The organism is Ferrovibrio sp. (assembly GCF_964218355.1).
GTDB lineage: Bacteria > Pseudomonadota > Alphaproteobacteria > Ferrovibrionales > Ferrovibrionaceae > Ferrovibrio.
Map to the genome: position 1 here is coordinate 55702 of NZ_CAXPMC010000024.1, position 19945 is coordinate 75646.

The 19945-nt window shown below is 63.8% G+C and carries 17 protein-coding genes; 14 read left to right on the forward strand and 3 right to left on the reverse strand.

Annotated features, from left to right (window positions below; translation table 11 throughout):
• Positions 1-102 precede the first annotated feature (102 nt).
• Both ACEQZY_RS17525 and serA read left to right on the forward strand, forming a co-directional pair.
• On the forward strand, positions 103-1275 hold the full coding sequence (locus ACEQZY_RS17525; RefSeq protein WP_370156152.1) for a phosphoserine transaminase: 1173 nt from the start codon (positions 103-105) through the stop codon (positions 1273-1275).
• Positions 1276-1367: 92 nt separating this feature from the next.
• Positions 1368-2942, forward strand: a complete 1575-nt coding sequence (serA, locus tag ACEQZY_RS17530) for a phosphoglycerate dehydrogenase (protein WP_341705180.1) — start codon at positions 1368-1370, stop codon at positions 2940-2942.
• Positions 2943-3001: 59 nt separating this feature from the next.
• Here the strand turns inward: serA and ACEQZY_RS17535 are convergent, their stop codons facing one another.
• Positions 3002-3700: a YggS family pyridoxal phosphate-dependent enzyme gene (locus ACEQZY_RS17535; RefSeq protein WP_370156155.1), complete on the reverse strand. Its 699-nt coding sequence runs from the start codon at positions 3698-3700 to the stop codon at positions 3002-3004.
• Between the two features lie 32 nt (positions 3701-3732).
• Between ACEQZY_RS17535 and ACEQZY_RS17540 the strand changes: the two genes are divergently transcribed.
• Positions 3733-4350 (forward strand): thiamine phosphate synthase, encoded by a 618-nt coding sequence (locus tag ACEQZY_RS17540; RefSeq protein WP_370156157.1) that lies wholly within the window; start codon positions 3733-3735, stop codon positions 4348-4350.
• Between the two features lie 28 nt (positions 4351-4378).
• On the opposite strand, the gene ACEQZY_RS17545 is transcribed toward ACEQZY_RS17540, so the two are convergent.
• A complete protein-coding gene (locus ACEQZY_RS17545) occupies positions 4379-5170 on the reverse strand; it encodes a TorF family putative porin (protein ID WP_341705835.1) in 792 nt (263 codons plus the stop codon).
• Positions 5171-5384: 214 nt separating this feature from the next.
• Between ACEQZY_RS17545 and ACEQZY_RS17550 the strand changes: the two genes are divergently transcribed.
• From ACEQZY_RS17550 to ACEQZY_RS17570, 5 genes are all read left to right on the forward strand, one after another.
• On the forward strand, positions 5385-6176 hold the full coding sequence (locus tag ACEQZY_RS17550) for an enoyl-CoA hydratase/isomerase family protein (RefSeq protein WP_370156159.1): 792 nt from the start codon (positions 5385-5387) through the stop codon (positions 6174-6176).
• 204 nt (positions 6177-6380) lie between these two features.
• Positions 6381-8036, forward strand: coding sequence for a 3-(methylthio)propionyl-CoA ligase (locus ACEQZY_RS17555; RefSeq protein ID WP_341704115.1), 1656 nt, complete (start codon positions 6381-6383; stop codon positions 8034-8036).
• Between the two features lie 1056 nt (positions 8037-9092).
• On the forward strand, positions 9093-9569 hold the full coding sequence (locus ACEQZY_RS17560) for a hypothetical protein (protein WP_370156161.1): 477 nt from the start codon (positions 9093-9095) through the stop codon (positions 9567-9569).
• A 94-nt stretch (positions 9570-9663) separates the two neighbouring features.
• Positions 9664-11001 carry a hypothetical protein gene (locus ACEQZY_RS17565; protein WP_370156164.1) on the forward strand — a complete coding sequence of 446 codons (1338 nt, stop codon included), beginning with the start codon at positions 9664-9666 and terminating at the stop codon, positions 10999-11001.
• Complete coding sequence (locus tag ACEQZY_RS17570; RefSeq protein WP_370156166.1) at positions 10998-12041, forward strand: DNA adenine methylase; 1044 nt, start codon at positions 10998-11000, stop codon at positions 12039-12041. Before ACEQZY_RS17565 ends, ACEQZY_RS17570 begins: the two co-directional genes overlap by 4 nt.
• Before the next feature lie 14 nt (positions 12042-12055).
• Here ACEQZY_RS17570 and ACEQZY_RS17575 read toward each other — a convergent pair whose 3' ends face one another.
• Entirely contained in the window at positions 12056-13012 is a 957-nt protein-coding gene (locus ACEQZY_RS17575; RefSeq protein ID WP_370156169.1) for an MBL fold metallo-hydrolase, read from the reverse strand.
• A 179-nt stretch (positions 13013-13191) separates the two neighbouring features.
• Between ACEQZY_RS17575 and ACEQZY_RS17580 the strand changes: the two genes are divergently transcribed.
• From ACEQZY_RS17580 to ACEQZY_RS17605, 6 genes are read left to right on the forward strand one after another with little or no spacing between them, the layout of a single operon-like run.
• On the forward strand, positions 13192-14046 hold the full coding sequence (locus ACEQZY_RS17580; protein WP_370156172.1) for a branched-chain amino acid ABC transporter permease: 855 nt from the start codon (positions 13192-13194) through the stop codon (positions 14044-14046).
• A gap of 13 nt (positions 14047-14059) precedes the next feature.
• Positions 14060-15136 carry a branched-chain amino acid ABC transporter permease gene (locus tag ACEQZY_RS17585; RefSeq protein WP_341704109.1) on the forward strand — a complete coding sequence of 359 codons (1077 nt, stop codon included), beginning with the start codon at positions 14060-14062 and terminating at the stop codon, positions 15134-15136.
• Positions 15133-15897: an ABC transporter ATP-binding protein gene (locus ACEQZY_RS17590; protein WP_341704108.1), complete on the forward strand. Its 765-nt coding sequence runs from the start codon at positions 15133-15135 to the stop codon at positions 15895-15897. The genes ACEQZY_RS17585 and ACEQZY_RS17590 overlap by 4 nt, the downstream gene beginning before the upstream one ends.
• Positions 15894-16715 (forward strand): ABC transporter ATP-binding protein, encoded by an 822-nt coding sequence (locus tag ACEQZY_RS17595; RefSeq protein ID WP_370156174.1) that lies wholly within the window; start codon positions 15894-15896, stop codon positions 16713-16715. Before ACEQZY_RS17590 ends, ACEQZY_RS17595 begins: the two co-directional genes overlap by 4 nt.
• 55 nt (positions 16716-16770) lie before the next feature.
• Complete coding sequence (locus tag ACEQZY_RS17600) at positions 16771-18630, forward strand: long-chain fatty acid--CoA ligase (protein WP_370156176.1); 1860 nt, start codon at positions 16771-16773, stop codon at positions 18628-18630.
• 58 nt (positions 18631-18688) lie between these two features.
• Entirely contained in the window at positions 18689-19873 is a 1185-nt protein-coding gene (locus ACEQZY_RS17605; protein WP_370156178.1) for an ABC transporter substrate-binding protein, read from the forward strand.
• Positions 19874-19945: the final 72 nt, after the last annotated feature.

Consider the following 19945-nt stretch of genomic DNA (forward strand, 5'->3'; position numbering starts at 1 on the left):
TCCGTCATGAAAATGACCATTGCGCCGGACCCGGCGTCCGGGTAGAAGGGCCGCGGGACACGCCCCCCCAACGGGGCGCTTACTATCTGGAAGGATAGACACATGGCTAAGCCTGCTGCGCGCCCCAACTCCGCGCATTTCTCTTCCGGCCCCTGCGCCAAGCGCCCCGGCTGGACCCCCGACATCCTGAAGAATGCCCTGCTCGGCCGTTCGCACCGCTCGAAAGAGGGCAAGGCGCGCCTGGTCGAGGCGATCGAACTGCATCGCAAGGTGCTCGGCATCCCGGCCGATTACAGGATCGGCATCGTGCCGGCCTCCGATACGGGTGCCGTCGAGATGGCCCTGTGGTCGCTGCTGGGCGAACGCGGCGTCGACGTGCTGGCCTGGGAAAGCTTCGGCTCCGGCTGGGGCGGCGACATCACCAAGGAACTGAAGCTCAAGGATGTTCGCACCATCAAGGCGGGCTACGGCGAGATCGCCGATCTCGGCCAGGTCGACTGGGCGCGCGACGTGGTCTTCACCTGGAACGGCACCACCTCGGGCGTGAAGGTGCCCAACGGCGACTGGATCGCCGCCGACCGCCAGGGTCTGGCCATCTGCGACGCCACCTCGGCCGTCTTCGCCATGGACCTCGCCTGGGACAAGCTCGATGTCGTCACCTGGTCGTGGCAGAAGGCGACCGGCGGCGAGGCCGCGCATGGCATGATCGTGCTCAGCCCGCGCGCGGTGAAGCGGCTGGAGACCTACACGCCGGCCTGGCCGCTGCCGAAGATTTTCCGCATGGCCAAGGACGGCAAGCTGATCGAAGGCATCTTCAAGGGCGAGACGATCAACACCCCGTCCATGCTGTGCGTCGAAGACATCCTCGATGCCCTGAAATGGGGCGAGGGCGTCGGCGGCCTGAAGGGCATGATCGCCCGTTCGGAAGCCAACCTGAAGGCCATCACCGACTGGGCGGCGAAGACCCCGTGGGTCGATTTCCTCGCCGGCGATCCGGCCGTGCGCTCGAACACGTCGATCTGCCTGAAGGTGGTCGATCCGTGGTTCACCGCGCTGGCACCGAAGGACCAGGAAGCGGCGGCCAAGCAGATCGCCGCCCTGCTGGAGAAGGAAGGCGTGGCGATGGATATCGCCGCCTATCGCGATGCCCCGCCGGGCCTGCGCATCTGGGGCGGCGCCACGGTGGAAACCGCCGACATCCAGGCACTGTGCCCCTGGCTCGACTGGGCCTTCGCGGAAGTGAAGGCCAGCTACAAGCCGGCCGCGGCCGCCTGAGCCGATCCGGGCGCGGCCGGCCGGTCGCGCCCGTTTCTCTCTTTCCGACACTCCGGAATTCGCCTGTTTCCGAAATTCGCAAGGATCATCCCATGGTCAAGGTTCTCATTTCCGACGAGCTGAGCCCCGCCGCCGTCGATATCTTCAAAAGCCGCGGCGTCGAGGTCGACATCAAGACCGGCCTGAAGCCCGACGAACTGCTCGCCATCATCGGCGAGTATGACGGCCTCGCCATCCGCTCGGCCACCAAGGTCACCGCCAAGGTGCTGGACGCGGCGAAGAAGCTGAAGGTGGTCGGCCGCGCCGGCATCGGTGTCGACAATGTCGATATCCCGGCCGCCACCGGCCGCGGCGTCTGCGTGATGAACACGCCGTTCGGCAACTCGATCACCACCGCCGAGCATGCCATCGCCATGATGATGGCGCTGGCCCGCGAGATCCCGCAGGCCGACCGCTCGACCCAGGCCGGCAAGTGGGAGAAGAACCGCTTCATGGGCGTCGAACTCTACGGCAAGACGCTGGGCCTGATCGGCTGCGGCAATATCGGCTCGATCGTCGCCGACCGTGCCATCGGCCTGAAGATGAAGGTGGTCGGCTACGACCCGTTCCTGACCCCCGAGCGCGCCACCAGCCTCGGCATCGAGAAGGTCGAACTGGACGAGCTGCTCGCCCGTGCCGATTTCATCAGCCTGCATACCCCGCTGACCGACCAGACCCGCAACATCCTCGATGCCGGGGCGCTGGCCAAGTGCAAGAAGGGCGTGCGGATCGTCAACTGCGCCCGCGGCGGGCTCGTCAACGAGGACGACCTCAAGGCCGCGCTGGATGCCGGCCAGGTGGCCGGTGCCGCCTTCGACGTGTTCGTCACCGAACCGGCCAAGGAAAATGCGCTTTTCGGCCACGAGCGCTTCATCGCCACCCCGCATCTGGGCGCCTCCACCAACGAGGCGCAGGAGAATGTGGCCCTGCAGGTGGCCGAGCAGATTGCCGACTACCTGCTGACCGGTGCGGTCACCAACGCGCTGAACATGCCGTCGGTCTCGGCCGAGGACGCACCCAAGCTGCGCCCCTACATGAAGCTGGCCGAGCAGCTCGGCAGCTTTGTCGGCCAGCTGGCGGAAGCCAACCTGACCAAGGTGATGATCGAGTATGAGGGCCATGCCGCGACCCTGAATACCCGGCCGCTGACCGCCATCGTGCTGGAAGGCCTGCTGCGCCGCCAGCTCGACAGCGTCAACATGGTCAATGCGCCGCTGGTGGCCAAGGAGCGCAACATCGAGGTCTCCGAGGTCAAGCACGACCGCGAGGGCGACTACCAGACCCTGATGAAGGTGACCATCCATGCCGACAAGGTGCGCCACCTGTCGGGAACTTTGTTCGCCAACAAGAACCCGCGCGTGGTCGAGATCAAGGGCATCGACATCGACGCCGAACTCGGTCCGCACATGCTGTATGTCACCAATGCCGACAAGCCGGGCTTCATCGGCCGGCTCGGCACGGTGCTGGGCGATGCCGGCATCAACATCGCTACCTTCCATCTCGGCCGCGCCTCCCGCGGCGAGGATGCGATCTGCCTCGTGGAGGTCGATGGCCCGATCCCGGCCGATGTGGCCGAGAAGGTGAAGTCGATCCCGGGTGTGCGCCAGGCCACGCCGCTGCAGTTCTGATTGCCGCCGCTCCGGCAGCGCAGGGCCCGCCTTTCAGGCGGGCCCTTTTCGTTTGCGGGTCAGCCCGCCGGCGGATAGCGCCGCCCGCCGAAGATGGCGCTGCCGACCCGGACATGGGTGGCGCCCAGCATCACGGCCGTTTCAAAATCGCCGCTCATGCCCATACTGAGCTGGGCGAGGCCGTTGCGTTGCGCGATCCTGTTCAGCAGGGCGAAATGCGGTGCCGGTTCCTCGTCTGCCGGCGGGATGCACATCAGGCCGACCACCGGCAGGCCGAGCGCGCGGCAGGCGGCGAGGAAGGCATCGGCCTCGCGCGGGGCGCAGCCGGCCTTCTGGTCTTCCTCGCCGGTATTGACCTGCACGAAGCAGGGCAGGCGGCGGCCGGAGGTCTCGAATTCCTTCGCCAGCGCCTCGGCCAGTTTCGGCCGGTCCAGCGTGTGGATCACATCGAAATGCGCCACCGCCTGTTTCACCTTGTTGGTCTGCAGCGGGCCGATCAGGTGCAGCACCAGGTCGGGATGCCTGTCGCGGAAGCCGGGATATTTCGCCATGCCTTCCTGCACGCGGTTTTCGCCGAAATGGCGCTGGCCGGCGGCGAGCGCAGCGGCGACGGCCTCGGCCGGGAAGGTTTTCGCCACCGCCACCAGCGTCACGCCGGCAGGATCGCGCGGCACGGTGGCGGCGGCTTCCGCGATGCGGTCGTGGATCGCCGCCAGGCCGGCGGCAATGGCAGGGGCTTCCGGGGATGCGTCGGTCATGGCACCTTGCTGATATGACGAAACGGGCTGATATGACGAAACGGATGCCGCGCACGCTAGCAACCCGGGCGCCGGGGCGAAAGCCCCGCCGTCTGCCGCGCGCCCTGCTGCTGACCGATACGACGCGGCTGCCCGATCCGCGCGCGGCCGTGGCGCGGCTGGCGCCGGGCAGCGGGGTGATCCTGCGCCATTACGACTGGCCGCGCGGCAGGCGGCTGGCGCTGGCGCGCGATCTGGCCCGCCTGTGCCGGCGGCGCGGCCTGGTGCTGCTGGTGGCCGGCGATGCGCGGCTGGCGCTGGCGGCCGGCGCCGACGGGGTGCATCTGCCGCAGCGGCTGGTGCATCATGCCCCGGGCCTGCGGCGGCGGCCGGGCTGGATCGTCACCGCGGCCGCCCATGATGCCGGGGCGGTGGCGCGGGCGGCGCGGGCGGGCTGCGATGCGGTGCTGGTCTCGCCGGTTTTCCCGACCGCCAGCCATCCGGGCGCGGCCGGGCTGGGGGTGGTCCGTTTCGCCGCGCTGGCGGCGCGGGCGCGGGCGGCGGGGCTGTCCGTCTATGGGCTGGGCGGCATCGATGCGGCCGGCGCGCGGCGGCTGGCGGGCATTCCGCAAACAGGAACCGCCGCCATCCGGGGGATGGCGGCGGTCTGATCAGGCGTCAGGCTGTCTGATCGGGCGATCAGAAGCTGTAGCTGTAGGCAACCGACAGCACGGCGGCGGCCGAGCAGGGATCGCCGGTCGAGCGGCAGCCGGTATTGGCGGCGTCGGCCTTCTTCAGGTTGTTGTCGACATACTGCAGGCCGACGGTGAAGTCGAAGAAGGTGGCGAAGATGCCGATATTCCAGTCCATGTAGTCCTTGGTGCCCCAGGTGGCGTTCTTCTCGATCGCCTGGTGGCCGACATTCGCGCGGATCTCCGGCGAGAAGTCGGTGACCGGCAGCGGCACGGAGACGCCGGCGGTGACGTAGCTGGCATTGCCCGAGGCGCCGAAATAATCCGGGCTGTAGTAGTAGCCGAGGCTCGGGGCGGCGAAGCCGAAGTCGTAGCTGGCAACCGCCTTGAACTCGTTGAAGCTCAGATGCGAGGCATCCGGCTGGTCGAGATAGTGGTAGTGGATCATGCCGAGATCGAGGCCGGCATCGCCGAAGCTGAAGCGGAAACCGCCATAGAGGTCGGCCTCGGCATCGGTGCCGTTGTTGAAGTCGACATTGCTGCCCCAGACGCCGAGATAGCCCGACGCGTAGTCGGTGATCTTCATCTCGCCTTCGAGGCCCGGCTGGATCGCCGGCTTGATATCGTCCTTGCTGTAGGCCTGGCTGATGCCGCGGAAATAATATTCCGACACCACACCGAGGCTGGCGGTCAGGCTGAAGCGGTCTTCATCCGCCGCGCGGGCCTGACCGGCGATCAGGGCCTGACCGGCGACCAGGGCAGCCGCCACAAGGGCCGCCTGGAACACTACCTTTTTCATAGGGCTACCTCCAAAATGAAATCCCAGCGCGAGATAATCAGACAAGGTGCTGTGTCTCAACGACTTCTGCAGGAAGGGCAAATGCGTGGCCAGGATGTGTGGCTATTCGGTGACACTCGTATCTCGAAGTAATCACTCTGTATAAAAACTGTGCAGGCCGGGTGGTGCAGAGCGACGCCGCCGCCAGGGAAAAGACCGGGAAAGGGCAGAAAACATGAGTGCAGACGAACAACTGGTCCTGGCCGAATCGACCGGCCCGGGCGCGGCGATCCGGGTGATCCGGCTGAATTACCCGGCCCGGCGCAACGCCCTGTCGCTGGACCTGCGCGCCGCGCTGATCGCCGCCGTCGAGGCGGCGATGGCGGATGGCAGCGTGCGTGCCATCGTGCTGACCGGCAATGGCGGCGCCTTCTGCTCGGGCGGCGACATTTCCACCATGCAGAATGTGGCCGGCGTGGCCGGGCGCCAGCGCCTGGCCAACCTGCACCGGCTGGTGCGGCTGCTGGCGGCCGGGCCGAAGCCGGTGATCGCCGCCGTGGAGGGCTATGCCTATGGCGCCGGCATGTCGCTGGCCCTGCTGTGCGACCAGGTGGTGACGGCGGCGGATGCGAAATTCTGCTGCTCGTTCGGCAAGGTCGGCCTGATGCCCGACATGGCCGCCTTGTGGACGGTGCCGCAGCGGGTGAATGCCGGCTGGGTGAAACGCCTGCTGATGCTGGCGGAAGAGATCGACGGCGAGACGGCCGCCCGCATCGGCCTGGCCGACCAGGTGACGGCGCCGGGCGGGGCCCTGGCCGCGGCGCTGGACCTGGCCGGGCGGTTCGCCGCCATGGCGCCGCTGCCGCAGGGCTTCACCAAGGCGGTGCTGGCGCGCGGGCCGCAGCCGCTGGAGGCCCTGCTGGCGCAGGAGGCCGACGGCCAGGCCCTGCTGTTCAACTCGGCCGATTTCGCCGAAGGCCGCGACGCCTTTCTGGCGAAACGCCGGCCGGTCTTCACGGGGACGTAGAAAGCGCGCCGGACCCGCGGCCTGTGCGGGGCCTGTGCGGGGCCTGCGCGGCGGCCCGGCCGCAGCCCGGACGGCAGGGGCGGCCACGGAATTTCCCGCCGCTGACGTGGCGTCAGGCCGGGCCGGCCATCTTGCGGCGTGCGGTTGGCGACCATAGACTGCCGCCACTCGTATAATCCGCGCCAGACTTAAGGGAGGAAGCGCATGCTGGGCCTGATCCAGGACCGTCCGTTGCTGATTTCGTCGCTGATCGAGTATGCCGCGCTCTATCACGGCAATACCGAGATCGTGACCCGCACCGTCGAAGGTCCGATCCACCGCTACGGCTACCGCCAGCTCTGCGACCGCTCGAAGCAGCTGGCCAACGCGCTGACCAAACTGGGCGTCAAGTTCGGCGACCGCATCGGCACGCTGGCCTGGAACACCCACCGCCACATGGAGATCTATTACGGCGTCTCCGGCATGGGTGCGGTGCTGCACACCGTGAACCCGCGGCTGTTCCCCGAGCAGATCGACTACATCGTCAACCATGCCGAAGACCAGTATCTGTTCTTCGACCTGACCTTCGCGCCGCTGGTGGAAAAGCTGGCGCCGATGCTGAAGACCGTGAAGGGCTTCGTGCTGATGAGCGACCGCGCCCATGTGCCGGCCGACTGCAAGATCCCGAACCTGATCGTCTACGAGGAGCTGCTGGCCGCCGAGAGCGCCGAATACACCTGGCCGGATTTCGACGAGAAGACCGCCTCGTCGCTCTGCTACACGTCCGGCACCACCGGCAACCCGAAGGGCGTGCTGTACAGCCACCGCTCGACCCTGATCCACAGCTTCTGCGTCTGCACCCGCGACGGCCTCGGGCTGTCGTCGTATGACAGCGCGCTGGTGATCGTGCCGCTGTTCCATGCCAATGCCTGGGGCGTGCCCTATGGCGCGGCGATGTGCGGCGCCAAGCTGGTGCTGCCCGGCCCGGCGCTGGACGGCAAGAGCGTCTACGAGCTGCTGCGCGACGAGAAATGCAACTTCTCGCTCGGCGTGCCCACCGTGTGGCTGGCCATGTTCCAGTATGTGGATGCCAATCCGGCGCTGGACGTGAAGACCGACATCGTGCTGGAGCGCGTCGTCATCGGCGGCTCGGCGGCGCCGCGCGCCATGATCGAGCGGTTCGCCAAGCAGTTCAGCTCCTACGTGATCCATGCCTGGGGCATGACCGAGATGTCGCCGCTGGGCACCACCGGCAACCTGCTGCCCAAGCACATGAAGCTGCCCGAGGACAAGCGCATCGACGTGCAGCAGAAGCAGGGCCGCGTCGTCTATGGCGTCGAGATCAAGATCACCGACGACGAGGGCAGGGAACTGCCGCGCGACGGCAAGGCCTTCGGCGACGTGAAGGTGCGCGGCCCCTGGATCACCGCGGGCTATTTCAAGGGCGAAGGCGGCAAGGTGCTGGACAGCGAGGGCTGGTTCACCACCGGCGACGTCGCCACGCTGGACCCCGACGGCTACATGCAGATCACGGACCGCTCGAAGGACGTGATCAAGTCGGGCGGCGAGTGGATCTCGTCGATCGACCTGGAGAATGCCGCGGTCGGCTTCCCCAGCGTGCAGGAGGCCGCCGTGATCGGCGTGTTCCATGCCAAATGGCAGGAACGGCCGCTGCTGCTGGTGATCCCCAAGCCCGGCCAGAGCGTCGACAAGGCCGCCCTGATGACCTTCCTGGAAGGCAAGGTGGCGAAATGGTGGCTGCCCGACGACATCGTCGAGGTGCCGGAACTGCCGCATACCGCCACCGGCAAGCTGCTGAAGGTGAAGCTGCGCGAGCAGTTCAAGGACTACAAGCTGCCGACCCCCGGCGCAGCCGCCTGAGCCGGCTGCGCAAGAGAAAGGCGCGCGGCGCTGCGGCCTGAGCCGCAGGGCAGGAGCAAGGCGCGCGGCGCCGTATATAGATGTGCGGCAGCGCGAGGCTGCCGGCCCGCATACAGGATTAAAGAGGGCCCCGGTTCACCCCGGGGCCTTTTCCTTTGGCCTGGCCCAGTGGAGCCAGGTGGAGCCCATTGCGGTTCGTGACGGTTCGTGGCGGTTCGTCGCGGTTCCCGGCGGTTCGCCGGGGCTCGTTCCGGTTCCCGGCGGTTCATTCCGGTTCGTCCGGGTTCGTGACGGTTCGCGGCGGTTCATAACGGCCCGCCCCGGCTCATTCTCTCTCTCTTCATCGTTCCCGCGAAAGCGGGAACCCAGACCGGCGGTGCTTCAGACTGGCCGGTGTTGCTGGGTCCCCGCTTTCGCGGGGACGACGAGGGGGGAATTCAGTTTTTCCCGCTGCTGACCACTGCTGACCATTCCGGACCGCTGGTGCCCGCCGGCGCCCGCTGCGCACCGGCGCCGCCCGCTGGTGACCGCCCGTAACCGCCCGTGACCATTCCTGACCGGCGCGGACCGTTCCGCACCGCTGCGGTCCGGTCCGCCATCACTGCTATCAGTGATATCACTCTCTCATTGTCATGCCCGGGCCCGACCCGGGCATTCACGTCTTCCGGCTGCGGTCCGCCCGCGCTCATTCTTTTCCGTCGTTCCCGCGCAAGCGGGGACCCAGCTTCTTTTCCGTCGTCCCCGCGTTCGCGGGAACGACGAAGGGAGTTCCGCATACTCACGCATTCACTCCGGCGTACGACGACCGGAGCATTCCCTTTCCCGATTCACGATGGCCGACAACAATGATCGAGCGGTCGCTAAGTTGAGTGCAGCGCCCAGTCTCAAGACATATGACATAAATATAGGAGGCAAATTTCCGTGAACAAGTAGAGTCTTGTCATCTAGAGAGGGCTAATGGCTAATCACGTGAAGCAATCACAAGGTACCGGTTGTTCAACTATTAAATATTGCACATTTCCGCGAACGCGGGCGCCCAATGACTTTACGACGCCTGTGGTTGAAGCATTCCGCAAGCACGAAACCAAGATTGAAACCACGAGCCGAACTAAAGGCTTAGATAGTGATAAAGTGATGGCTTGCCTGCGAGGGGATTTGAGCTTGCTGGGTTTTGATGTGGAGGCGGGAAAGCGAGCAAACGAAAAGCTTAGGCGGCCTGTGTTCTTCGGCGAAAATGGCCTTCCAAACTTACAGTATGAAATAGACGCCTATCATGGAGAATGGCGCTGCGGACTTGAGATTGAGGCGGGGCGTGCGTGGCAGGGAAACGCCATCTACCGTGATCTTGTCCAGGCACTCATCATGGTCGATCTAGATCACCTCATCTTGGCGGTGCCGAATTCATACAAATACAAAAGCAACGGCAAAAAAGTCGTTAGTCACTCCTACAACAAGACTGTCGCAGTGGCCGACGCGCTATTTGGACATTCGCGAGTTCAAATCCCGTTCACTCTGACAGTGATCGGATACTGAATTTTGGCGCTAGAACTTGTGCCCACAAAAATATTGCCCCCATAGGTAGTGGATCGCTAGAATGTTTCTGCATGAGGTATGAAGGAGGGGGGATATGGCGGGTGTGGAGTTGGAGCTTGATGATCTGCTTTTGGATTTGGAAAATCCGCGAATTAGCAAAGCAGACAGTCAACGTGGAGCGCTGCAGAAAATAATTGAAGATCAAGATGCCAAGCTCGTAGTGCTGGCTGAGAGTATTGTTGCAGATCGGCTCAATCCCATGGACAGGTGGCTCGTCCAGAAATCCCCGGTTGAGCGAGGCCGATATATTGTCCTTGAGGGCAATCGGCGGCTAGCAGCACTCCGGATTCTCAATAATCCCGCTGTTCTGAAAGATCTGGAAGTTAGAGCGCCAATTAAGCGCCGCTTCGAGGAACTTGCAGAGCAATTTGATTTGGCTGTTATTGAGCCCATCGATTGCTATGAGGTGGCAGATCGTTCTGACGGCGCCACATGGCTGAATCAGCGCCACACCGGGGAAAATAGAGGGCGTGGAATTGTAAATTGGGGAGGTGTTGCGACTGCAAGATTTCGTGGCCGTGACCCTGCTCTGCAGGCGCTCGACTTCGTCATTTCTCATGGGGGGCTTTCGGAAGATGAGAAGGCGCAGGTGGAAGACCATTTCCCTATCTCAACTCTTGACCGCCTTCTATCAACGCCGTCAGTCCGCAAGAAGATAGGCATCGAAATTACGGAATCGAAACTTATGACGTCATTGCCTCCGACCGAAGTAATCAAGCCGCTTCGGAGGATTGTGCTCGATTTGGCTAATGAGGTCATCAATGTCACGAAGATCAAAAGCAAAGATCAACAAGTAGCGTACGTCGGAAAATTGGGAAAAGACCTACCGGACTTGGGTAAACAATCATCCGAGTTGAAGCCAGTCGAGAGGATGGAAGATCAAGACTTCCGGCAACCTCGGCCAAAGCCCAAGCCAAAACCAAAGCCTATTGTCCGCAAAGCGCTAATTCCCCGCGACTGCTACTTAACTGTTTCAAACGCGAAAATTGCAGAAATTGTTAAGGAGCTTCGTGGATTGCCTTTGGAGGACTACCCCCATTCAATCTCGGTATTGTTTCGTGTCTTTCTGGAGCAGTCCACAGATCACTATCTAGATGTTTCCGGTATCGTATCAACGATCAAGACCCCAAATGGAAAGAAGGATAAGAGCCTTAGGGCAAAGGTCGGTGATGCAATTGAGCACATGGTTAAGTCCGGCACGGCTCGGAAGAATCTGGCGGGTGTTTTGAAGGGGATTGATGACAAAACAAATCCCCTGTTCGTTGACACCCTTCACAACTATGTGCACAACCGTTTTTTGTCACCGACAGAGCGTGATCTGAAAGTCGCTTGGGACAACGCTCAGATTTACTTTGAGACGATTTGGAAATGACAAGTAGCAAGAAGAAGATTGCTCGGCCTCATCGTCTCATTCACTTTACCCCGCTTCGCTATCCAGGAGGCAAGGGGAAGCTCGCGAACTATGTGAAGGCACTGATCAGGGATAACTCACTCTTGGATGGTGAGTATGTGGAGCCCTATGCGGGGGGTGCGGCAATCGCGCTGGAGCTTCTCTTCCACGAGTATGTTTCGCGAATTCACATCAACGATCTTAGCCGGCCGGTGTACGCATTCTGGAAAAGTGTTCTGGATCATACGGATCAGCTCACAAAATTGACCCGCGACACTCCATTGAGCATAAAGTCTTGGGATCGGCAGAAGCAGATATTTGCTACTCCAGACGAACATAGTGATCTTGAGTTGGGATTCGCCACTTTCTTCTTAAATAGAACGAACCGATCGGGAATCCTAAATGGGGGCATCATTGGGGGGCGTGCCCAAACTGGCCAATGGGGTATCGATGCAAGGTTCAATCGCTCAGAATTGATCGGTCGGATTGAGGCAATAGCCAAAATGCGTAAGCGAATATCGCTTACCAGTCTGGATGCTTTGAAATTTCTAGAAGCGGGCGTAAAAATTTGGCCGGCGAAGACGTTAATATACTTGGACCCGCCATATTACGCGAAGGGGCGTGACTTATACTACGATTTCTACGAGCACAAAGATCATGAAAAGGTGGCCAAGTTTGTTGCAGGTAAGATGAAAGGGCGTAAGTGGTTGGTGTCGTACGACAATGTTCCAACCATTCGCTCCCTCTATCGTCAGTTCCAGCAGATCGTCTATGGCATTGGATATAGTGCGCGGTCCGCACGTGAAGGTTCCGAGATTATGTTCTTCAGCGACGATTTGGTACGTTCGCCTTTAGTTGGGCCATTCCGCTTGATTCGTAGCGTGGCAGCTCCTGAGAAGAAAGCATTCCGTCTTATGCGAAATGCTGGAACGGGCGGAGCAAAAAAGGTCGCCGGCGCCACATCTCTCTCGCAGCGAGCCTCATCAGGTAGACCACACAAGGCTAGAAAGAAGGCTCACTAATGGCTTTCCGGTAGCTAACCCAGCCTGTACACCGCCGCTTCGTCCGCCACGCCGTCATCGGCAGTGACCCGTCCGTCCGCCACCATGTGAATCAGGTGCGCCAGCACCGAGCGCGCCGCCGCCGGATGCAGGTAGGCGGGCACATCGTGATACATCGCCGCCACCATCTGCGGGATGGTCTGCGGGCCGTCGCGGTCGAGGCAGCGCAGGATCTGCACCTCGCGCGCCGCGCGGTGCTGCAGCAAAGCCTGCACGAAAGCCTGGGGGCTGGCGCCGGTGGACCGCGCATCGATGGGCGCGCCATGGGTGGGGTAGTAGCGCGCGTCGTCGCGCGGCAGCAGCCTGTTCAGCGAGGCATAGTAATCGGTCATGCTGCCATCGGGCGGCGAGATCACGGTGGTCGACCAGCCCATCACATGGTCGCCGCTGAACAGGGCCTGCTCCTCGCGCAGGGCAAAACACAGATGGTTGGAGATATGGCCGGGCGTGTGCAGGGCCGTCAGGGTCCAGCCCGGGCCGTCCACGGTGTCGCCATCGGCCAGACGGTGATCGGGGCGGAAGGCGTGGTCGCCGCCCTCTTCCACGGCCGGGCCACCCTGCGGCAGCGGGTGCGGGCCGAAGGCATAGGTGGGCGCGCCGGTTGCCTGCTGCAGTGCAGCAGCGGCCGGCGAATGGTCGCGGTGGGTGTGGGTGATCAGGATATGGCTGACCGTCTCGCCATCCAGGGCGCGCAAAAGGGCCGCCACATGGGCCGCGTCGTCGGGGCCGGGATCGATCACGGCCACCGGTCCCCTGCCATGGGGTCCCCTGTCATGGTCCCCGCCACCCCGCGCGCCGCCCACGATATAGGTGCCGGTGCCATGGAAGGTGAACGGCGAGGGGTTGCGGGCGATCACCCGGCGGATGCGCGGGCTGAGCCTTTCGGCTTCCGCATAGGAAAAATCGAGGGTTTTCACGAACGGGACGGCCATGCCGGCGGCTCTCCAAAAATTGACGCAACGTCAAGTGATTAGCATTCATCCGCGCATGAATCCGATTGACCGGCGCGGGGCCTCTTCCATAATCTGCCACCAACCGGCGGCGACACCAAGAAGCGCCAGCCAACAGGGATGCGATACGGGAGGAGGACAAACTGTCTGAGATTGTCCAGTTGCTGCTGAACGGCCTGGCGGCAGGGTGCATTTACGGGCTGATCGCGCTCGGATTCGTCCTCATCTACAAAGCCACCGAAATGGTGAACTTCGCCCAGGGCGACCTGCTGATGCTGGGCGCCTTCGTGGCCTTCACCCTGATCGAGCTGGCAGGCTGGAATTACTGGCTCGCCTTCCTCGGCGCGGTGCTGTTCATGGCGGTGTTCGGCTATCTGCTGGATACCGTGATCCTGCGCCAGGTGATCGGCCAGCCGCAGTTTTCCGTGGTGATGCTGACCATCGGGCTCGGCTTCATCTTCCGCGCCGCCGCCTCGATGATCTGGGGCACCGAGACCAAGGCCTTCAACACGCCCTTCACCGGCGGCGTGACCGAGATGGGCGGCCTGATCATCGCCGATGTCTCGGCCTCCATCGTCACCGGCACCGCGATCCTCTGCGCCGTGCTCTTCGCCTTCTTCCGCTACACCCGGATCGGCGTGGCGATGCAGGCGGCCTCGCAGAACCAGCTGGCCGCCTATTACATGGGCATTCCGGTGAAGATGATCTTCTCGCTGATCTGGGCGATCTCGGCCGGCGTGGCCGCCGTGGCCGGCATCCTGCTGGCGCCGGTCTCGCTGATCGATGTCACCATCGGCCTGCTCGGGCTGAAGGCGTTCTCGGCTGCGGTGCTGGGCGGCTTCGGCTCGATCCCCGGCGCCGTGGTCGGCGGCCTGCTGATCGGGGTGATCGAGCAGTTTTCCGGCATCTACCTGCCCGAGGGCTTCAAGGACGTGGCCGCCTATGTGGTGATCCTGCTGGTGCTGTTCCTGCGGCCGCAGGGACTGTTCGGCAATATCGGCCGCAAGCGGGTGTAGGGGTCCGAACGTCATGCGCTTCTTCTTCAAGACCGACTACAACCAGGACATCAACCTGTTCCGCGACGGGGTCGACCGCTTCTGGTACGGCCTGCTGGTGCTGGCCCTGCTGGCGGCGCCGCTGGTGCTGGAGGATTTCTGGCTCGGCGAGATTTCCTACGTCTTCATCCTCTCGATCATCGGCATCGGCCTGATGCTGCTGACCGGCTTCACCGGCCAGGTGTCGCTGGGCCATGCCGCCTTCCTCGGCATCGGCGCCTATACCCATGCCGTGCTGCTGCAGATGGGGCTGCCCTTCGTGATCACCGTGCCGGTGGCCACCGTGCTGTCGGCCATCGTCGGCGCGGTGATCGGCTTTCCGGCCCTGCGGCTGACCGGCATCTACCTCGCCATCGCCACGCTGGCCTTTGCGTTTATCATCGAGCAGATCCTGATCCGCTGGGAAAGCGTCACCGGCGGCTTTGCCGGCTTCCCGGTGCCGCGGCCGGAAATCTTCGGCCACAGCATCGTCGAGGACCGGTTCTTCTACTATCTGTGCTTCGGCGCGCTGGTGCTGGCGATCCTCGCGGCGCTGAACCTGCTGCGCTCGCCGACGGGGCGCGCCTTCATCGCCATCCGCGATTCGGAAATCGCCGCGCAGTCGATGGGCGTCAACCTCGCCGCCTACAAGACGCTGGCCTTTGCCGTCTCGGCCGGCTTCACCGGCTTCGGCGGCGCGCTGTTCGCCCACAAGATCGGCTATCTGGCGCCGGATGCCTTCAACATCCTGCTGTCGATCCAGCTGCTGCTGATGGTCGTGGTCGGCGGCCTGGGCTCGATCCACGGCGCCATCTACGGCGCCATGTTCGTCGGTGCGCTGCCGCAGATGATTGCCATCCTGCGCGACTACCTGCCGGAAAGCGTCGCCCGCCAGCCCGGGCTGGAACCCGGCCTGTTCGGCGTCATCCTCGTCTTCTTCATCCTGTTCGAGCCGCTCGGCATCTACGGCCGCTGGCTGAAGGTGAAGCTCTATTTCTCGCTGTTCCCGCTCTACAAGAAGGCCACCTTCAAGCGGCAGAAGACCTACACCAAATCGGAGCGCTTCCGGTGACGCTGTTCCAGGCAGAGAATCTCGCGATCAATTTCGGCGGCATCCGTGCCGTCGACGATGTCAGCTTCACCGTCGAGAAGGGGCAGGTCTTCACCATCATCGGCCCGAACGGCGCCGGCAAGACCACGGTGTTCAACCTGATCAGCCGCATCTACAACCCGACCGAGGGGCGGCTGCTGTTCGAGGGCGAGGACATCACCCAGGTGCCGCCGCACCGGATCGCGGCGCTTGGCATTGCCCGCACCTTCCAGAATATCGAGCTGTTCGAGCATGCCACCGTGCTGCACAACCTGCTGCTCGGCCGCCATGCCCATCGCAGCGGCAATGTCGCCGCCGAGCTGCTGTTCCTGCCCTCGGTGCGCCGGGCCGAGCTGGCCCACCGCGAGAAGGTCGAGCATGTGATCGACTTCCTCGACCTGCAGCATTACCGCGACACCTATATCGTCAACCTGCCCTACGGCGCCCGCAAGGTGGTGGAACTGGCCCGCGCCCTGTGCAGCGAACCGAAACTCCTTTTGCTGGACGAGCCGTCCTCCGGCCTCAATACCGAAGAGACCGAGGACATGGCCTTCTGGATCCAGGACATCAAGAATGATCTCGGCATCACCGTCCTCATGGTCGAGCATGACATGAGCCTGGTCAGCGAGGTTTCCGACCGGGTGCTGGCGCTGAATTACGGCTCGGTGCTGGCGCTGGGCAGCCCCGAGGAGGTGCAGCGGCATCCGGAAGTGGTGCGCGCCTATCTGGGAGGCGAGGCATGAGCGCGGCAGCACAGCAGGCGGCACAACAGCAGGCGCAGCAGTCGGCCGGGGACATCGTCCTGCGGCTCAGCAATATCGAGACCTTCTACGGCCCGATCATGGCGATCCGCGGCGTCAGCCTGGAAGTGCCGCGCGGCAGCATCGTCACCGTGCTCGGCGCCAACGGCGCCGGCAAGACGACGATCCTGAAGACCATCTCCGGGGTGATGGACCCGCAGAAGGGCAGCATCGTCTTCGAGGGCCGCGAGATCCAGAAGATGGACCCGGACAAGGTGATGCGGCTGGGCATCGGCCATGTGCCGGAGGGGCGCGAGACCTTTCCGTTCCTGACCGTGCGCGAAAACCTGCAGATGGGCGCCTTCACCCGGCGCGACGCCGACGGCATCGCCGAGGACATGGCGATGGTCTACCGCTATTTCCCGCGGCTGAAGGAGCGCGAGAGCCAGCCGGCCGGCTCGATGTCGGGCGGCGAGCAGCAGATGCTGGCGATCGGCCGCGCCCTGATGGGCCGGCCGCGGCTGCTGCTGCTGGACGAGCCGTCGCTCGGCCTGTCGCCGAAGCTGGTCAAGGAAATCTTCGAGATCATCGTGCGCATCAATGCCGAGCAGGGGGTGACCATCCTGCTGGTCGAGCAGAATGCCAATGTCGCGCTGCACGCGGCGCATTACGGCTATGTGCTGGAAGTCGGCCGCATCGTCATGGCCGATACCTGCGCCCGCCTGCTCGAGAAGGAAGACATCAAGGAATTCTATCTCGGCATCAAGGAAGAAGGCGTGCGCGGCAAGCGGCGCTGGAAGAAGCGCAAGACATGGCGCTAGCGGCGGGCAGCCGGCGCCGGGCGCCGGCGCGGCGGTAACGGAAGCGGAGGCGGACATGGCGATCGACAGCGTAACGGGCCTCGATATCGACGCGGGCATCCTGGAGGTGATCCAGCGCGACACCCTGCCGCGCTATTTCTGGCGCAAGGCCGCCGAGCGCGGCGGCAGGATCGCCATGCGCGAGAAGCATCTCGGCATCTGGAATTCGATCACCTGGGCCCAGTATGGCGACAACGTCAAGCATGCCGGCCTCGGCTTCGCCGCGCTCGGGCTGCAGCGCGGCGAGGTGGTCTCGGTGATCTCGGAGGGCAATCCGCAATGGCTGTATGCCGATCTCGGCTGCCAGGCGATCGGCGGCGTGACCAACGGCATCTACACCACCGATTCGCCCAAGCAGGTCGAGTTCATCGTCAACGACAGCCGCACCGCGATCTACATCGCCGAGAATGACGAGCAGCTCGACAAAATCCTCGAGGTGCGCGCGCGCTGCCCATCCCTGCGCAAGATCGTCGTCATCGACATGGAGGGCCTGGCCGATTTCCACGACCCGATGGTGATCAGCTTCGACGAGCTGCTCTCCATGGGCCGCAATTTCGAGCATGCCAATCCCGGCTTCTGGGACGAACAGCTGGCGCTGGGCAGGCCGGAAGACCTCGCCATCCTGATCTATACCTCGGGCACCACCGGCGCGCCCAAGGGCGCCATGATCAGCCACCGCAACCTGCTGTTCCAGATGGAGAATGCCGGGATGCTGCTGGAGCAGGTGGCCGAGGACGAGCAGCTCAGCTTCCTGCCGCTCTGCCACATCGCCGAGCGCGGCTTTTCGCTGTTATGGCCGATCCGCTCCGGCTCGACGGTGAATTTCGCCGAAAGCCCGGAAACCATCGCCCAGAACCTGCAGGAGGTGCAGCCGACGGTGTTCTTCGCGGTGCCGCGGCTGTGGGAGAAATTCTATTCCGGCATCGCCATCCGCATGAAGGATGCCACCGGCCTGGGCAAATGGGCCTACCGGATGGCGCTCGGCATCGGCTACAAGGTCGCCGAATGCCGGCTGGAGGACCGCACGCCCGGCCCCGGCCTGCGGCTCGCCTTCTGGTTCGCCGACCATCTGGTGCTGAAGAACATCAAGCGCATCATCGGCATCGACCGTTGCAAATGGCTGGTCACCGGCGCCGCGCCGATCTCGCCCGACCTGATCAAGTGGTATCTGGCGCTGGGCAAGGACATGCGCGAGGTCTACGGCCAGACCGAGAATGTCGGCCTCGCCACCTCGCCGCCGGAAGGCCGCGTCAAGCTCGGCACCATCGGCCAGGCGGTGCCCAACACGGAAGTCAGGCTGAGCCCCGAGGGCGAGATCCTGCTGAAGGGCCCGCATGTCTTCATGGGCTATCTGAACAATCCGCAGAAGACCGCCGAGACCATCGTCGACGGCTGGCTGCATACCGGCGATGTCGGCACCGTCGACAACGAGGGCTGGTACCGCATCACCGACCGCATGAAGGACATCATCATCACCGCCGGCGGCAAGAACATCACGCCGTCCGAGATCGAGAACCAGCTGAAATTCAGCCCCTATATCTCGGATGCGGTGGTGATCGGCGACCGCCGCAAGTTTCTCAGCTGCCTGATCATGATCGACCACGACAACGTGGTGAAATTCGCCCAGGACCTGAACGTGCCCTTCACCAACTTCGCCTCGCTGTGCCGGGCCAAGGAGGTGCAGGCCCTGATCGGCGAGGAGATCGAGAAGGTGAACAAAAACTTCGCCCGCGTCGAGACGATCAAGCAGTTCCGCCTGATCGACCAGCAGCTGACGGCGGAGGATGACGAGCTGACCCCGACCATGAAACTGAAGCGCAAGTTCGTGAACGAGAAGTACAAGACCCTGATTGATGAGATGTATGCCGGCGCCTGAAGCCGGGATGCGTAGCGGTACCACAAGCAGCGACAGTCTGCCCAGAGGAGGAAGACCCATGCGTAACGCAGCCTTCAAGATAGCCACCGCCGCCGCCATGGCGGCCGCCGCCGGCCTCGCCGGCACCGCCGCCGCCCAGTCGGTGCGCGGCGTCAGCAAGTCGGAAGTCGTGATCGGCATGCATACCGATCTCAGCGGCCCGGCCGCGTCCTACGGCGTCACGTCGTCGAACGCGATGCGCCTGAAATTCGACGAGATCAACGCCCAGGGCGGCGTGTTCGGCCGCAAGATCCGGCTGATCGTCGAGGATCACCAGTACCAGGTGCCGCGCGCGGTGCAGGCCGGCAACAAGCTGATCAACCGCGACCGCATCTTCCTGATGGCCGGCGCGCTCGGCACGCCGATGAACAACGCCGTCTTCGCCGACCAGCTGAAGGCGGGCGTGCCGAACCTGGCGCCGCTGACCGCCGCCCGCTCGATGAGCGAGCCGTTCCACAAGCTGAAGTTCCAGACCTTCTCCAGCTACTACGACCACACCCGCGCCGGCATCAAGTACCTGGCCGAGAAGAACGGCCGCAAGAAGCTGTGCACGCTGTACCAGGACACCGATTTCGGCAAGGAAATCCTGGAAGCGGCGCAGGACCAGGCCAAGGCGATGAACATGGCGCTGGTCGAGACCGCCACCAACAAGCCGGCGGATACCGACTTCACGGCGCAGATCACCAAGCTGCGCGGCGCCGGCTGTGACCTGGTGGCGATGGGCGCCATCGTCCGCGACGCCATCCTGCCCTATGCCACCGCGCGCAAGATGGGCTGGACCGATGTCGACTTCACCTCGCAGTCGGCCAGCTTCGACCAGATCGTCGCCAGCGCGCCCGGCGGCGTGACCGAGGGCCTCTATGTCGGTGCCGGCACGGTGATGCCCTATCGCGACACCGCCTCGCCGCAGGTTGCCGCCTGGTGGGATGCCTACAAGGCGAAATACGGCAGCGACCCGAATATCGGCGCCGTCTACGGCCACAACATCGCCGACCTGATCATCACGGCGCTGGACCGGGCCGGCAAGGACCTGACCACCGAGAAGTTCATCTCCGGCCTGGAGAGCATCAGCGGTTACCGCGACGTCTTCGGCGGCCCGGTGATCGGCTTCGGTCCCGACAAGCACCAGGGCACCACCGACGTGCTGTTCTTCCAGATCCAGAAGGCCCGCTTCGTGCAGATTGCCGGCCCGCTGAAATACTGATCTCGTCCGATCGGTCCGGCCGCCCGGGCAGGGCGGCCAGATCGGAAGAGCGGCGGGGAGGGAACGTGGGTA

Coding starts and splice junctions, on each gene's coding strand:
- ACEQZY_RS17575 (WP_370156169.1), bottom strand. CDS start 13,012: ATGGCCGTCCCGTTCGTGAAAACCCTCGATTTTTCCTATGCGGAAGCC.
- ACEQZY_RS17585 (WP_341704109.1), top strand. CDS start 14,060: ATGCGCTTCTTCTTCAAGACCGACTACAACCAGGACATCAACCTGTTC.
- ACEQZY_RS17600 (WP_370156176.1), top strand. CDS start 16,771: ATGGCGATCGACAGCGTAACGGGCCTCGATATCGACGCGGGCATCCTG.
- ACEQZY_RS17550 (WP_370156159.1), top strand. CDS start 5,385: ATGAGTGCAGACGAACAACTGGTCCTGGCCGAATCGACCGGCCCGGGC.
- ACEQZY_RS17595 (WP_370156174.1), top strand. CDS start 15,894: ATGAGCGCGGCAGCACAGCAGGCGGCACAACAGCAGGCGCAGCAGTCG.
- ACEQZY_RS17545 (WP_341705835.1), bottom strand. CDS start 5,170: ATGAAAAAGGTAGTGTTCCAGGCGGCCCTTGTGGCGGCTGCCCTGGTC.
- ACEQZY_RS17565 (WP_370156164.1), top strand. CDS start 9,664: ATGGCGGGTGTGGAGTTGGAGCTTGATGATCTGCTTTTGGATTTGGAA.
- ACEQZY_RS17540 (WP_370156157.1), top strand. CDS start 3,733: ATGACGAAACGGATGCCGCGCACGCTAGCAACCCGGGCGCCGGGGCGA.
- serA (WP_341705180.1), top strand. CDS start 1,368: ATGGTCAAGGTTCTCATTTCCGACGAGCTGAGCCCCGCCGCCGTCGAT.
- ACEQZY_RS17605 (WP_370156178.1), top strand. CDS start 18,689: ATGCGTAACGCAGCCTTCAAGATAGCCACCGCCGCCGCCATGGCGGCC.
- ACEQZY_RS17525 (WP_370156152.1), top strand. CDS start 103: ATGGCTAAGCCTGCTGCGCGCCCCAACTCCGCGCATTTCTCTTCCGGC.
- ACEQZY_RS17570 (WP_370156166.1), top strand. CDS start 10,998: ATGACAAGTAGCAAGAAGAAGATTGCTCGGCCTCATCGTCTCATTCAC.
- ACEQZY_RS17535 (WP_370156155.1), bottom strand. CDS start 3,700: ATGACCGACGCATCCCCGGAAGCCCCTGCCATTGCCGCCGGCCTGGCG.
- ACEQZY_RS17555 (WP_341704115.1), top strand. CDS start 6,381: ATGCTGGGCCTGATCCAGGACCGTCCGTTGCTGATTTCGTCGCTGATC.